Here is a 14,024-nt window from a genome sequence, read left to right on the forward strand (position 1 = left end):
AAATAATTCACAAAGTCCTCACAAACTACAGATACAATTATTCAAACAAAGAAAAAAGGATACATCATGAAAACAATAGCAAAGATATTTTTAGCAGCTCTTCTTGGAGTCAGTCTATTACAAGCAGCGGCGTTTGAGACGGTAGCAAAATCAAAAGCGACTAAAGTGGTGATAAGTTCAGAGAAACCTCTTACTACCGGAAACAACACTCTTAACATAACAGTTGCAGATTCTAAGTTTGCAGATGCTAAAGTAAGTGTAAAAGTTTTTATGCCGGCTATGCCTGGTATGCCTTACATGGAAAGTGAAGCAGATGCCAAAAACCTTGGCGGCGGAAAATATGAAGCAAATGTAAACCTCTCAATGGGCGGAACATGGCAGGTTCATATCTTCATCACACCAAAAACAGGCAAAAAAATTAGAGCTAAGTCTTCACTAAACATCTAAGGACAAGTAATGAAAGCATTCATCTTGCTGTTTCTGCCTCTTCTACTGAGTGCTACTTCTCTATCGACCCTGATAGAGAGTGCCAAAGCAAATCACACTTCACTCGATGCCATCGAAAAAAGACTGAGTGCGGTTGATAACGAATACGAAGTAAGCAGAAACTTTGCAGATCCGGAGCTTTCTCTAAGTGTGAGCGACATTCAGCTGCGTGATGCCTCAAACCGCTCGATTGAGCCGATGCAGTACACTGCACTTAACTTAAAACAAAAGATTCCATACTTTGGAAAAAGAGATGCAGCTTCAAAAAAAGTAGATGCAAAAAAACAAAAGATCTCTCTTACGCTTGAAGATGCAAAAGTGCAACTCGTAAAATCCGTAAAACTCACAGCCTATAGCATCTGGCAAATAGAGCAACAGCTAAAAATCACAGATGATTACATAAAACTAACCCGTCAAAACATTGAACTCTACACTGCCTACAGCACAAGTGATACAAAGGCACACATGGGAATCATGTCAGCCGAACTCTCCCTCTCCCAACTAAAGATCAAGCACTCTAAACTTCAAAGTCAGCTGACCGGTCTTTACAAAAAGTTAGGTTACCTAAGTGCTATGGATGTAAAGTCAGTTGAGCTCTCCATGGAGATGAGACAGCCCGATGACTTAGCCTACTACCTCGAAGCAACAGATGAGAGCAGTGCTTATAAAGCCAAAGTCGCAATGGTAAAAGAAGCAGATGCCGACGTAAAAGTAAAAGAGCTGGCAAAAAATGTAGACCCCTTTATTCAGGTAGGTTACTTTTACCGTGAATCTTTTGAAGATTACGTGAATCTGAATGTAGGTTTTGCTCTTCCGATATATGGAACTCAAGATTCAAAAGAAGAGGCTTCAAGAAAACTCTTCCTTGCGACAAAAAGCGAGGCGGCAGACTTTAAAAACTCACTTGATTCTCAAATAAGTGAGTACTATGCAGCACTTCAAGACTCATACAGAGTCTATACTATCATAGCAAAAGAGAGTATGCCTCAAATAGAGCATATGTTTGATTTGACAAACACTTCTATCAAAAGCGGTTCTGATCTTTTTATGTATATAGATCTTTTAGCAAAAAAACTCTTACTCGATGAGCAGAGCATAAAAGCTGTCGCATCTTACTATAGAGCTACCGCTTCTTTAGATGCACTCATAGGAGCACAACAATGAAACTCTTAATAACAATACTTCTCTTTTTATCTTTAGTAGATGCAAAAGACAAAACAGTACAACAACTCTTTAATGTACAAACGACAAAAGTAAAACTTGTCTCAGATGCCAAAAGCATCAAGAGCTTTGGTTTTGTAAAGGTCGATGAATCAAGAGTCTATGATGTCAGTCCTAGATTTGGCGGTTTTGTTGAGATTTTATACGCAGATAAGACATACAAAAAAGTAAGCAATGGTGAAAAACTCGCAAAAGTATACTCACCGGAAGTTCTAAAAGCTAAAGATGACTATCTTAACACTATCAACTACACAAAAGAAAGACCTAACAAAACAATGCTTGAAAGTGCAAAGACCAAGCTCTCACTTTTAAACATTCCCGATGGTGAGATACTGGAGATACATAAGAGCAAAAAAACATCTGCCTTTACGACTATACTTTCTCCTGCAGACGGTTATATATTTAAAAAATCTCTTAATAACAACTCAGCATTTAATGCAAAAGGAGTATTGTTTGAAGTAGTGAATCTAGACAAAGTATGGGTTGAACTAAAAATACATCAAAACCAACTCGAAGCACTCAAGAATATAAAAGATTTCACACTGACTACTCCATCTATTAAACATACTTTCATAGCTACAAGAGAACATCTTTACCCTGAACTTGACCAAAAAGAGGAGAGCTTCACACTTAGACTCTCTCTTGATAACAGGAACCATGCATTAAAACCGGGAATGTACGTAACGGTAAATATGAACGCACTTACAGCTAGTTATCTTACTCTTCCTTCAACTGCCGTTATGAGAAAAAACGGCAAGTTCTATGTTTTTGTCGTAGGTGAATATGAAGGAGAATATGAGCCTATGGAGATAGATGTAGAAGTTTTAAACCCTGATACATACATAGTAAAAAGCTCTCTTAATGAAGGCGATGAAGTAGTAAACAATGCGCTATTTATGATGGACAGTGATGCTCAAGTAAATGGGTTATACTAGATATATGAGCAAAGCCCATATATCTGACGCTAGCCGCTGAGGCACTTAAGTGCTAAAGCATAATGCAAAAAATCACTAAATGATTTTTGTAAAAGCTAACTCCTTTGGAGTAGAAAAAAGGACAAATTGTGATTGAAGCTATAATCTCTTTTAGCATCAGAAATAAGTTTCTTATCCTGATGGCAACCATATTTCTGACTTTCGGCTCGTTTTGGGCTATGAAGAATACGCCTCTTGATGCCATCCCGGACTTGTCTCCTCCTCAGGTAATAGTAAAAATAAACTGGGCGGGACAATCTCCCGAAATCATAGAAGACCAAGGTACTTACCCGCTTGTCTCACAATTTTTGGCTATTGCAAACATAGAAACAGTCAGAGGTTTTTCAACTTACGAAAACGCTCTTATCTACATCATCTTTAAAGAGGGAACTGATCTTTACTGGGCTAGAACCAGAGTGCTTGAGCAGTTGGCATCTGTACAGTCTCAGCTTCCTGTTTCCATGGAAGTAAATTTAGGCCCGGATGCCAGCGGTGTCGGCTGGGTTTACGAATATGCACTTACTTCAAAGAGTAAAAACCTCAGCCAACTCAGGACTTTGCAAGACTACTATTACAAATACGCCCTTTTGGGTGTGGATGGCGTCAGTGAAGTTGCATCTATAGGCGGATTTGTCCCTACTTACCAAGTAAGCGTAAGCAACGATACGCTTGTTAGATACAACCTGAGCATTCAAGACATAGCAAAAACCATAAAAGCCAATAACAACGACACAGGCGGTAGAATCGTCATTCAAAACGGTTACGAGTGGATGGTTCAAGCCAAAGGTTACCTCAAAGATTTGGACGATATCCGCTCTTTGGTAGTTACAACAAAAGCGAATACTCCCGTAACCATCGGAGATATCGGCAGGGTGGAGTTAGTACCTGCAGCACGTCGCGGTATGGCTGATTTGGATGGAAAAGGCGAAGTTGTAGGCGGAATCGTTATGGTTCGCTACGGCGAAGATGTTTACTCTACCATCAAACGCATAGAGAAAAAGATGAGTGAGCTTCAAATAGACGATGTTGAAGTAATCGAGACTTACAACCGCTCAAACCTCATAGAAAAAGCGGTAGGAACACTTAAAACTACGCTTGTTGAAGAGAGTATTATCGTCATTCTCATCATAGCTCTGTTTTTGATGCATCTGCGTTCTTCCGTTATTGTCCTCATCGTCCTTCCGCTGACCATAGGCGCAACATTTTTACTCATGAAAATGTTTGGCATCGGCTCAAACATCATGAGTCTCGGCGGTATTGCCATTGCCATCGGTGCGATGGTAGATGCAACTATAGTCATGATAGAAAACGCTCATAAGACCATTGTAAAACAAGAAGAAAAAAAAGGAGAAGAACTCACAAGACAAGAGAGATTTGATGCCATAATGAGTTCATCAAAAGTCGTAGGCCGTCCTATTTTCTTTGCACTCTCTTTAGTTGTGGTCTCATTTTTACCTATCTTTGCACTCTCAGGGCAGGAAGGTCTTCTCTTTACTCCTTTGGCATTTACAAAGACTTTTGCCATGACGGCAGGGGCGATTCTCTCCATTACTCTGGTTCCTGTTCTTATGCTCTTCTTTGTCAAAGGCAAGATTCTCAGCGAAGATAAAAACCCGCTAAACCGTTTCTTTATCTGGTTATATAACCCAATCATAGTTTACGGATTGAAAATAAAGTATGTGATTCTTGTCGTTGTATTTTTAGCACTCAACTCTATGGTTCCAATATACAACGGCCTTAAATGGGAGTTCATGCCTCCGCTAAATGAGCAAAGCGTTATGTATATGCCTGTTACTCCCTACGGAATCAGTGTCGATCAAAGCAAAGCTCTCACTCAAAAGACAGATGCCATCATAAAAGCATTTCCGGAAGTGGATACGGTCTTTGGTAAAGGCGGACGTGCAAACTCTGCAACTGATCCTGCTCCACTTGGTATGATAGAGACTATCATCACTTTCAAGCCCCAAAGTGAATGGCGAGAAGGCATGACGCATGATAAACTCATGCGCGAACTCGAAAATGCCCTTCAGGTTCCGGGGCTTATAAACTCCTGGACCTACCCTATTCGCGGTCGTATAGATATGCTTTTAAGCGGGATTCGCACTCCTCTTGGCATAAAACTCTACGGTAAAAATGCAGAAGGCTTACAAAAATATGCACTTGAGATTGAAAAAACTCTAAGAAACTACGGCAAAACTCTTTCGGTATTTGCCGACCAGGCAAGTGCAGGTTACTACCTTGACATAGATATAGATGAAAAAGAGTTGGCAAGATACAAGATAACAAAAAACTACCTGCTTGAGTACGTTGCTTCAGGTATCGGAGGAATGAAAGTCTCCACCATGTACAAAGGCATCGAGCGTTATCCGATTGCACTGAGATTTGAAGAAAAAGAGAGAAGAAGCATAGAGAGCATCAGGGAGTTACAGGTAAAAACTCCGCTTGGATTTGTACCGCTAGGCAACTTTGCCAAAGTGGCTTACCGTGAAAGCGCTTCCGTCATAAAAAGTGAAATGGCATCTCCTGTGACCTTCATCTACATCACTCCGCAAGTAGGCATAAGCGCGACTGAGTACAAAAAAGAGGCTAAAGAACTTCTAGAATCCATAAAACTTCCGGCTGGCTACTACATAGAGTGGGCAGGTCAAAGTGAATATCTAGACTCAGCTATGCAAAAAATAGTCTGGATAGTCCCTACTGTACTCATAGTCATACTCATACTAATCTACTTCGCACTTAAAGAAGTTGTTCCGACACTTATAGTATTTTTTACTCTGCCGTTTGCACTTTTGGGAGGATTGCTTTATGTAGACATACTTAACTTCAACATGAGCATAGCAGTAGTCGTCGGATTCTTGGCACTTCTTGGAGTCGCCGCCGAGACTGCCATAGTTATGATTGTCTACTTGCAAGAAGCGGTAGATGATGCAAAAGAGAAGTTCAAAGAAAATTACGGATACCAAGAACTCAGAGATGCCATCTACGAAGGTGCCGTACAAAGAGTAAGACCAAAACTCATGACGGTTTTTGCTATCTTAGCTGGGCTTTTGCCTATTATGTACGTAAATGGAGTCGGAAGCGAAGTGATGCAGCGCATCGCCGCACCGATGATAGGGGGCGTTGTCAGTTCAGCAGTTCTGAGCCTTGTCATCATCCCTATACTTTTTGAGATTTACTCTAAGTGGGAATTAAAAAAGCAAACAAAATAATTTAAGGCAAAATATGGGTTCACAATACAAAAGTTTAAAAGAAGCAGATATAGAGTTTATAAAAGCTCAAAGACTATTTTATCTTGCTAGTTCATCCGGCAAAGAGGTAAATCTTTCGCCTAAAGGTTATGACTCTATCCGCGTACTAGACAATTCTAACATACTCTTTATGAATTACCCTGGAAGCGGAAACCGTACATATACAGATGCTAAAAATAATGGGGAGTTTACTCTTGTGTTTAACGCTTTTGAAGGAAATGCCAAGATACTCAGACTCTTTTGCAGAGCGACTGTTGTAGAAGCTAAGAGTGAGAAATTTTATGAGTATCTAAAACTTTTTAATGAAAAAGAAAATCTTGTTAGAGATTTCTTTGAGTTTCACATCTACGCTGTTGAGTCTAGTTGCGGTCAGTCTGTTCCGATTATGGAGTACAAAGAAGAGAGATACTCTCTTAAAGAGTGGGTTGTCAAGATGGACAAAAACAACAAACTTCAGGACTATAAAGAGAAAAACAAGGTACCTCCAAATCTAAAGAATTTATAATGCAAAGATTTTTAAAAGAGACAGAGCTTGTAAACTTTTCACATCCGGAGATTGAAAAGCTTGCATCTGAGCTAACAAAAGGTACTCTAACAGATGCACAAACTGCTAAAAACTGTTTTATATTTGTTAGGGATGAAGTACGGCATACTGGGGACTTTAAAGATAACATTACAACCATAAAAGCAAGTGATGTTTTAATATACAAAACGGGCTGGTGTTATGCTAAAAGTATCTTACTTGCGGCACTTTTGCGTGCTAACAACATTCCTGCCGGGTTTTGTTATCAAAGACTCTCTTGTTCTGAGTATGTAAAAGATGTATATTGTCTTCACGGTTTAAATGCCATATATTTAAAAGAGTTTGGATGGTACAAAGTTGATGCCAGAGGAAATAAAGAGGGAATAGAAGCTCAGTTTACTCCGCCTATAGAAAAACTTGCATTTAAGTTACAAGAGCATGAGTTTGACTTGAGTGAGATTTTAGAAAATCCACTTCCCGAAGTCATAGATGCACTAAAGAAAAACAGAACCTATGATGAGATGATACATAACTTTCCAGATATTAAAAACTAAATTTGCTCATTTTTTGAAAGAGTTTTTATTATCTCTACATATTCGTCTATATTTTTCAAAACTATTTTTACTAATTTTGGGTCAAAATGTTTACCGCTCTCTTTTTTTAACAACACCACAACATCTTCTTTTTGCCATTTATCTTTATATACACGCTTAGAAAGCAGAGCGTCAAAGACATCGACAATAGCTACTATTCGTCCATATATAGAGATTTCAGTACCCTTCAATCCTTGAGGATAACCAGTACCGTCGAATTTTTCATGATGCTCATATGCGATGGTGGATGCCGTTTGCAAGAGCTTACGATCTGAATGATTTAAAATATAGTGTCCCAATGCAGCATGTGATTTCATAATTTCATATTCCTCATCAGTCAGAACTGCCGGTTTATTTAAAATGGAATCGCTTATTCCGACTTTTCCAATATCATGCAGTGGAGATGCGAGTTCTATCAGTTTTACTTCTTCATCGTTTAATCCGTACTCTTTAGCTATGAGCGTACTTATAATTGATACACGTTTTGTATGGAGTTTTGTCTCTATAGAACGAATCTCTTCGATGCACCCCACAGCAAGCATAGTCTCTTTTAGTGTTGATTCAATCTCTTCATTTAGATTCTGAAGTTCTATGTTTTTGCGAAGAAGTTCTGCTTCTTTTTCCAAGATGTTGTAGTTAAACTTATTAACGTTTGCTACTACCTCATCAAACTCTCTGCTTTCATACTTCGCAGCATCTATAATTTGTTTGGAGTTATATGCCAACTCTCCGTCTTTTATTACATTTAACAACGGTTTTCTAATATACTTTTCAACAACTCTAAACATATTGTCTATAATTATAAAAGCGATTATCAGCAATATACCGGCTATTATATATCCATTTTTCAAGACAAAGCTTTGATATGAGTTTATGTCCATAGTGATATTGACAGCACCTAAGACATCTCCGTCTTTCGCATTATGGCACTTCAAACAATTTAACGTTCCCTTTGAATTTGCGATATAAGGTACAATAGCTGTTATTTGACCGTTAATATCATCCCACTTAATATACAACTCTTTTTTGTCTAAAATAGTTTTGAGGTCTATATCTGAAAGTTTTTCTTCATGTGAAGATGATGCACCAAACTGTTTAGTAACAAAATCGGTTCTAATGATCTTTATAGAGTCGATATCATGAACTGAAGATATTTCGTTTAAGAAATACTCTCGCTTATCCATAATACCGGCTTTCATATGTGATGTTAAACCGGCTTTGATGATTTCTGATGTTGTGATGATTTTATTTTCACTAACAAACTCAAAAAAACTTCTGTAACTAAATGCGACAACTGCAGCTATAATAAACATGGAAATAAAAAAAACTTTTAACAAGTGAGTTAAAACTATCTCTTTTATATACTTTTTTTTCATTCAGACTCATAATATAAATGGTATTTTATGTATTATAAAAACATTTAATAAAATATAAGCTGAAATCATAGAGAGTGCTTATATAGAGCACTCCCGTTTTTATGCTTGCAGAAGTATAGCCAGAGGCTCTTTTGCGACTGCATTTTTTTCTGCAATCTCAAACTCCTCTTTTCTTTTTTCCTGTTCCTGATTTTTAGCTCTTGTTGCAAAATCGATTTGCGAAATATTTCCACAACTGCCGTCTTCATTTAAAAACATTCCGCAGCTCTTCATCTCACCAAGAGTCTGGTTAGTGCTGGTTTTATAGGTAAAATCACTGGATGCAGAGTCTAAAAAGATAGCACCGATACCGACTTCTCCAAGTCCAACCAACTCTTCTTCATTACTGTCTTCATTTTTGAGCCAGATGCGAAGCTTATCAAAGATGGTGTCATTTTCATCTATCCAGTGATTGCCGTCTTTGTCATACTCGCTTAACTCACCAAAACCATTTCCGCTAAGTGTTCCAAACAGCTCACTTCCCTGATTTACAACTCCGTCTAAGTTTTTATCCAGAGCTAAAAAACCGCTTCCACTTCCCAGAGTAGATATCTGATCGCTCTTTCCATCATTATCCAAATCAAAAGAAAAAGTATTTGTACTCAGATTTGGGATATCGCCATCAAGATTAAGGACAAGCGGATCAAACTTACTGTATATATCAATATTATTCTCTATAGCAAAGCTTCTGCTCATAGAAAAGTTAAGATTGATATCCAAGTCGCCTTTGTCTGTTTTTATGTGTCCCAGAGTCGAGAAGTCAAGTTGTTCATGTTCTTCATACCGTTGCATGAATGAGAGATGTGTATAACCGAAAACCTCTTCTTGCGGTAGCTCTTCCTCAGCAGGTTTGGTTCTTTCTCTGAGCATATTTATGAGATTTTGGATAATCCCATTTAATAATTTTGCATGACTGAAGAAATATGTATCTGTATCGTTTTGAGGTTTTACATCATGCATATTTTGCAGCTTCGCAGTAGCTTCCTTGCCAACCGGAGCACCTGTAAAAAAAGTAGAAAAGCTCATCATGGCTTCTAACTCTACTCTTTTTAGAGTGTGTCGTGATTGCATAGCAATCTCGTGTGATTCTATTTTCATAGCTTAGCCTTTTGTGCTAGGCCTTATGACCGTCCTTGATTGCCTAAGTTTAGGGAATCTCCTTCACCCGTTTAAATATAATAGCAAATACGGTACCTAATTTTTTTCGCCGAATATAAGTCTATCGAGAGAAAACTTGCCTGCTCCGTTCGCAACAAATATCAGAAGAAAAATCATGTAATAAAGCGGTATTTCAAAACCGTTATCACCCGCTGAAAAACCATGAGGTAGATGCACAGTAACAATTGCGACTATCATGACTACTATAAGCGGTATAGAGATTAAACGAGTCAATAACCCAAGAGTCAGTAAAACAACACCCGTTATCTCTGTACTTGCTGCCATATACGCATTCAAGAGAGGAAAAGGTATGCCCATGGAACCAAACCATTCGGCTACGGAGCCTATATCTGACCACTTATTCATAGCCGGTTGGTAAAAACCATATGCAATCAATAATCTTGCCAAAAGTAACGATACTGACTTTAGATACTCGCTCAAACGTGTAAACTCTAAATACATTTTTTTGATGCTCATAATAGACTCCTTTTTTGTAATGAATAAATTGTAACATATTAAAATAAGAGTTTTTTATATAAATAAAATTAATTTAAGTCTTTGTGGTATACTCATGCCCTATAATTATCCATAAAACAAGTTAAAGACGGACATGAAATATTTAAGCTTATACTATAAAATAGCCACTTCCTCAGGTGTAATGAAAAGAGCTCTAAAAGTCACGCTAATCGTAGGGATTGTCCTAAATCTTATAAATCAGGGAGAAGTTCTTATAAATCTGGAGCTTGCAAACCTTAACTTCACAAAGTTTTTTCTTACCTTTTTGGTGCCATACAGTGTTACCACATACACGGCGATGGCGTTAAAACTTGAATTTCACATAGGAAGTAAATCTATTGTGGAAGCTGACCTTGTTTGTAGAGGTTGTAAAGAGAAAATACATATTAAAGAAAACGAGATTATTCCTGAGTCTCACACGTGCGGAATAAACACACACTGGAAACTGGCTTAGAGCAAGAAAAGTGAGATAAAAACTCTAAAAAAGTCTTTATCTCCAAGTAAGTTATCTAGAACCGCACTTTCCAGATTTTCTTTCATCCTCGCGCATCATACGTCTGTTGTCTGAATCATCGTCCATCATCATGCCTCTCTTTCCTGAACCACACTTGTCTGAATCACGCTTCATACGTCTGTTGTCCGAATCATCGTCCATCATCATGCCTTTTTTTCCGGCACCACACTTATCAGAATTACTTCTCATAGTCCTTTCTTTTTCACCGCCACATTTTTTTACAGGCTTTTGCATAGAGCTTCCACATTTTCCAGCTCCACATTTCATGTCTGCGCTAACAGTTGTAGCACCTAGACCTAAGAACAATGCTGCACCAAAAAGAAGTGCCATTACGTTTAACTTTTTCATCTTTACGCCTTTAAATTAATTTAAACCATTGTATCACAAATATAAATAATATTAATGTAAATTTAGTTATATAAGAAGAAAATTTAAGTATTATTTTATTTATATTCCATACTCAATACTAGCTCTTCTACTTCAGTTATTGTAATCGGTTTTGAGTAATAAAATCCTTGAGCGATATCACATTTAGCGTTTTGTAAAAAATCTATATGTTCTTTTGTTTCAGGTCCTTCTGCAACTATTTTAAGAGAAAGCGATTTTGACATGCTTATAATTGCATTGGTAATAGCTACATCATCTTTGTCAGTTGGTATACCTTTTATGAATTCTCTGTCTATTTTCAACTTATCTATAGGCAGTTTCTTCAAATAACTCAATGATGAATAACCTGTACCAAAATCATCAATAGAGATAGAAACACCGAGCTTTTTAAGTTTTGACAATATTTTTACAGTTTGATTTATATTTTCCATAACAACACTCTCTGTAACTTCTAATTCCAAAAGTCTTCCATCAATATTCATCTTATCTATAGCTGCTTCAATATAAGTGTATAAATCTTGATGTAAAAGTTGCTTTGCAGAGATATTAATTGAGATGCTCATATCTCTCATATTTGTATCTTTCCATAAAGCCAATTGATTACACGCTTGATCTATAATCCATTCCCCTATAGGTATTATCAACCCATTCTTTTCTGCTATTGGTATAAATTCAAGAGGAGATATCAATCCGTTTACAGGATGATTCCAGCGGATAAGGGCTTCAACTCCAAGCATTTTTTCTGTATCAAGAAGTATCTGGGGTTGAAACAACAAAAGGAGCTCTTTGTTCTCTAATGCCTTATATAGTTCACTTTCTAAAACGAGACGGTTTGTAGACACTTTTAGCATAACTGAAGAGTAAAAAGAGTAATTACTTCTTCCTGATTGTTTTGCATCATACATTGCTACATCTGCATTACGAAGAAGGTTTTCTGCATCTTTCGCATCATCTGGATATATAGAAATACCGATAGAAGCTGTAGTATATACTTCGTAATTTTTTAGCATGAATGGTTTTTTCAAAACTTCATGAATTTTCAGCACTGCATCTTCAACAACTTTTTTACCTTGTGTAACTGAAAACAATAAAACAAATTCATCTCCGCCAAAACGGTAAAATTCTTCATACTCAGGAAGTTCATCTTTAAGGCGTTGTGTTACGTACTTTAGCAACATATCCCCTAAGGTATGTCCGAGTGAATCGTTAACAGTTTTAAAATTATCAAGATCCATAAAGACCAAAGCAAAACTACTTTCTTTATCTTCACTATTTACTAGTTCAGTGATTTTTTTTGTATACGCATGGCGATTCGGCAAGCCCGTTAAACTATCATGATTGGCAAAATAATTTAGTTCATCTTTAGCTTTTTGTTCTTTTTTATACACAAAGCGAAACAACAACATTCCTACAGACCAAAAAATAAAATGTATAAGAAGTGTTTTCTTAAAAGAGTTTATGGAAATAGCATATATTTCTTTCATAGCAACTGTAACACTGACTCCTCCGACCGTTTTATACTTTGAATATGAAGGCTGATGAGCATGACAAGCTAGACAGCCTGGTGTTACTTCCATAGGACGAATAAGGCGCATATGTTCTTTGTTACCAATAGTTGTAAGTTCAAGGATTTCTTTTATTGAGCTGTCTTTTCTAAATTTTTCAAGAGCATCTCTTTCCCAAGCATCCGGGGCACTGTTTGGATTTAGCATCTCAAGAGCTGTTATATGACCTTTTACCCCGTAAAGCCCTGAATATTCATCCATCATCTGTCTCAACATATAAGCAGGATTCATTAAAGTAAGTTTTCTTCCTAATGGTGTTGTAATATCTCTTTCCGGCATATGGCTTAAATAAGGACTCGGAGGTGTTCTTTTCATATCTACCGGGACATAGACCCCACCATGGGTAGTGGCCCATCGCCTGAATGCCTGATCTTTATCGAAATTGGCTCTGGCAACATTTCGTGCTGTCTCAAAACTCTGCTGATACTGATTAAATGCGGCAAAGAACAGTGACAACAAGACTGTCAATGTCCAACCAATCATAGTAAGTATTTTGAGATCAAAAATCTTTTTCATGTTTTTTTGTTTTCCTCTTATCAAGTTAAATTGTATTGTTTAACAACTTAATATTGTCTATAGTTTGTGAACTAAATAAACTATGTACCTTTTTTAGATAAACTTACCGTACAGATATCAAGATTTAAAAAAGGTATTTCAAGAAAATGAAACAAAAAGTATTGCTTGTACACGGATGGGGCGGAAGTGATTTTCCACATTGGCAAAGTTGGTTGGCGGGTGAACTGGCAAAAGAGTACGGCTGTGTAAGTTTCTTAAAACTATCAGACTTTGACTTTCCAAATAAAAACAAATGGAAGGAAGAACTTTTAAAAGAACTGGATGATTTTAAACCAAATATTGTTATCTGCCACTCACTGGGAAACACTCTTTGGTTTCATCTGTGTAACGAAGAGGACATAAATGAAATAGAAAACCTGTTTCTTGTTGCACCTCCTAGTCTAAACTCTAAAATAGACGAGCTAGAAAACTTTTTTCCAGTAACAGTTCCAAAAGATCTGCATGCAAAAAACAGCTTACTTATCTGCTCGACAAATGACCCTTATATGAGTCTTGATGAAGCAAAATCTCTGCAAAAATCATTAAATGTAGAGATGGAAATATTAAAAGATGCAGGACATATCAATGCCGATAGCGGTTACGGTCCATGGCCTTGGATGCTTGATAAATTAAAATTGATATAATTACGATAAAAAGGAAATTAAAATATGAATGATACAGTAGAAGAATTAGAATCAGAATTGCAAGAAGTTTTTCTAAACATAGATAACATTGCCGCAAGAGTTCTAAAAAAAGAGTTGGATGCTTACGAAGGTTTCATAGAATCTGAGAAGTGGAAAAACAGAGTCGTAGAAATTGGTTACGCCTTAAAAGAAAAAGGTATCGATATAACCACAAGAACTGAATAA

Annotated in this window: 14 protein-coding genes; 9 read left to right on the forward strand and 5 right to left on the reverse strand. The window is 37.1% G+C overall.

Going from position 1 to position 14,024, the window contains the following annotated elements; translation table 11 throughout:
* Nucleotides 1–66 precede the first annotated feature (66 nt).
* The 6 genes from ABYK18_RS08415 (at nucleotide 67) to ABYK18_RS08440 (ending at nucleotide 7,006) form a co-directional block, all read left to right on the forward strand.
* On the forward strand, nucleotides 67–447 hold the full coding sequence (locus tag ABYK18_RS08415) for a FixH family protein (protein ID WP_373036221.1): 381 nt from the start codon (nucleotides 67–69) through the stop codon (nucleotides 445–447).
* A gap of 9 nt (nucleotides 448–456) precedes the next feature.
* Nucleotides 457–1,650: a TolC family protein gene (locus tag ABYK18_RS08420; RefSeq protein WP_373036222.1), complete on the forward strand. Its 1,194-nt coding sequence runs from the start codon at nucleotides 457–459 to the stop codon at nucleotides 1,648–1,650.
* Nucleotides 1,647–2,642 (forward strand): efflux RND transporter periplasmic adaptor subunit, encoded by a 996-nt coding sequence (locus ABYK18_RS08425; RefSeq protein ID WP_373036223.1) that lies wholly within the window; start codon nucleotides 1,647–1,649, stop codon nucleotides 2,640–2,642. Before ABYK18_RS08420 ends, ABYK18_RS08425 begins: the two co-directional genes overlap by 4 nt.
* A 128-nt stretch (nucleotides 2,643–2,770) precedes the next feature.
* Nucleotides 2,771–5,890 (forward strand): efflux RND transporter permease subunit, encoded by a 3,120-nt coding sequence (locus tag ABYK18_RS08430; protein ID WP_373036224.1) that lies wholly within the window; start codon nucleotides 2,771–2,773, stop codon nucleotides 5,888–5,890.
* Nucleotides 5,891–5,903: 13 nt separating this feature from the next.
* Nucleotides 5,904–6,434: a hypothetical protein gene (locus ABYK18_RS08435; protein ID WP_373036225.1), complete on the forward strand. Its 531-nt coding sequence runs from the start codon at nucleotides 5,904–5,906 to the stop codon at nucleotides 6,432–6,434.
* A complete protein-coding gene (locus tag ABYK18_RS08440) occupies nucleotides 6,434–7,006 on the forward strand; it encodes a transglutaminase family protein (protein ID WP_373036226.1) in 573 nt (190 codons plus the stop codon). Before ABYK18_RS08435 ends, ABYK18_RS08440 begins: the two co-directional genes overlap by 1 nt.
* On the opposite strand, the gene ABYK18_RS08445 is transcribed toward ABYK18_RS08440, so the two are convergent.
* The 3 genes from ABYK18_RS08445 to ABYK18_RS08455 all read right to left on the reverse strand — a co-directional run bounded on the left by ABYK18_RS08445 (nucleotide 7,003) and on the right by ABYK18_RS08455 (nucleotide 10,095).
* Nucleotides 7,003–8,421 carry an HD-GYP domain-containing protein gene (locus ABYK18_RS08445; RefSeq protein ID WP_373036227.1) on the reverse strand — a complete coding sequence of 473 codons (1,419 nt, stop codon included), beginning with the start codon at nucleotides 8,419–8,421 and terminating at the stop codon, nucleotides 7,003–7,005. The two genes, ABYK18_RS08440 and ABYK18_RS08445, sit on opposite strands and share 4 nt — an antisense overlap.
* A gap of 99 nt (nucleotides 8,422–8,520) precedes the next feature.
* A complete protein-coding gene (locus tag ABYK18_RS08450) occupies nucleotides 8,521–9,558 on the reverse strand; it encodes a hypothetical protein (protein ID WP_373036228.1) in 1,038 nt (345 codons plus the stop codon).
* A 96-nt stretch (nucleotides 9,559–9,654) separates the two neighbouring features.
* A complete protein-coding gene (locus tag ABYK18_RS08455; protein ID WP_373036229.1) occupies nucleotides 9,655–10,095 on the reverse strand; it encodes a DoxX family protein in 441 nt (146 codons plus the stop codon).
* Between the two features lie 133 nt (nucleotides 10,096–10,228).
* On the opposite strand from ABYK18_RS08455, the gene nrtS reads away from it, so the two are divergent.
* A complete protein-coding gene (nrtS, locus tag ABYK18_RS08460) occupies nucleotides 10,229–10,588 on the forward strand; it encodes a nitrate/nitrite transporter NrtS (RefSeq protein ID WP_373036230.1) in 360 nt (119 codons plus the stop codon).
* 51 nt (nucleotides 10,589–10,639) lie between these two features.
* Here nrtS and ABYK18_RS08465 read toward each other — a convergent pair whose 3' ends face one another.
* Nucleotides 10,640–10,996 carry a hypothetical protein gene (locus ABYK18_RS08465; RefSeq protein WP_373036231.1) on the reverse strand — a complete coding sequence of 119 codons (357 nt, stop codon included), beginning with the start codon at nucleotides 10,994–10,996 and terminating at the stop codon, nucleotides 10,640–10,642.
* 95 nt (nucleotides 10,997–11,091) lie between these two features.
* Nucleotides 11,092–13,116: an EAL domain-containing protein gene (locus ABYK18_RS08470; RefSeq protein WP_373036232.1), complete on the reverse strand. Its 2,025-nt coding sequence runs from the start codon at nucleotides 13,114–13,116 to the stop codon at nucleotides 11,092–11,094.
* Between the two features lie 146 nt (nucleotides 13,117–13,262).
* On the opposite strand from ABYK18_RS08470, the gene ABYK18_RS08475 reads away from it, so the two are divergent.
* Nucleotides 13,263–13,799 carry an RBBP9/YdeN family alpha/beta hydrolase gene (locus tag ABYK18_RS08475; RefSeq protein ID WP_373036233.1) on the forward strand — a complete coding sequence of 179 codons (537 nt, stop codon included), beginning with the start codon at nucleotides 13,263–13,265 and terminating at the stop codon, nucleotides 13,797–13,799.
* Between the two features lie 24 nt (nucleotides 13,800–13,823).
* On the forward strand, nucleotides 13,824–14,024 hold the full coding sequence (locus ABYK18_RS08480) for a hypothetical protein (RefSeq protein WP_373036234.1): 201 nt from the start codon (nucleotides 13,824–13,826) through the stop codon (nucleotides 14,022–14,024).

Origin of the sequence: Sulfurimonas sp. (assembly GCF_041563495.1) — a bacterium.
Lineage (GTDB): Bacteria > Campylobacterota > Campylobacteria > Campylobacterales > Sulfurimonadaceae > Sulfurimonas.

What these genes read in the sequence shown, in the direction of transcription:
- ABYK18_RS08455 (WP_373036229.1), bottom strand. Translation starts at nt 10,095, where the DNA reads ATGAGCATCAAAAAAATGTATTTAGAGTTTACACGTTTGAGCGAGTAT.
- ABYK18_RS08420 (WP_373036222.1), top strand. Translation starts at nt 457, where the DNA reads ATGAAAGCATTCATCTTGCTGTTTCTGCCTCTTCTACTGAGTGCTACT.
- ABYK18_RS08470 (WP_373036232.1), bottom strand. Translation starts at nt 13,116, where the DNA reads ATGAAAAAGATTTTTGATCTCAAAATACTTACTATGATTGGTTGGACA.
- ABYK18_RS08425 (WP_373036223.1), top strand. Translation starts at nt 1,647, where the DNA reads ATGAAACTCTTAATAACAATACTTCTCTTTTTATCTTTAGTAGATGCA.
- ABYK18_RS08475 (WP_373036233.1), top strand. Translation starts at nt 13,263, where the DNA reads ATGAAACAAAAAGTATTGCTTGTACACGGATGGGGCGGAAGTGATTTT.
- ABYK18_RS08435 (WP_373036225.1), top strand. Translation starts at nt 5,904, where the DNA reads ATGGGTTCACAATACAAAAGTTTAAAAGAAGCAGATATAGAGTTTATA.
- ABYK18_RS08465 (WP_373036231.1), bottom strand. Translation starts at nt 10,996, where the DNA reads ATGAAAAAGTTAAACGTAATGGCACTTCTTTTTGGTGCAGCATTGTTC.
- ABYK18_RS08480 (WP_373036234.1), top strand. Translation starts at nt 13,824, where the DNA reads ATGAATGATACAGTAGAAGAATTAGAATCAGAATTGCAAGAAGTTTTT.
- ABYK18_RS08440 (WP_373036226.1), top strand. Translation starts at nt 6,434, where the DNA reads ATGCAAAGATTTTTAAAAGAGACAGAGCTTGTAAACTTTTCACATCCG.
- ABYK18_RS08450 (WP_373036228.1), bottom strand. Translation starts at nt 9,558, where the DNA reads ATGAAAATAGAATCACACGAGATTGCTATGCAATCACGACACACTCTA.
- ABYK18_RS08415 (WP_373036221.1), top strand. Translation starts at nt 67, where the DNA reads ATGAAAACAATAGCAAAGATATTTTTAGCAGCTCTTCTTGGAGTCAGT.
- nrtS (WP_373036230.1), top strand. Translation starts at nt 10,229, where the DNA reads ATGAAATATTTAAGCTTATACTATAAAATAGCCACTTCCTCAGGTGTA.
- ABYK18_RS08445 (WP_373036227.1), bottom strand. Translation starts at nt 8,421, where the DNA reads ATGAAAAAAAAGTATATAAAAGAGATAGTTTTAACTCACTTGTTAAAA.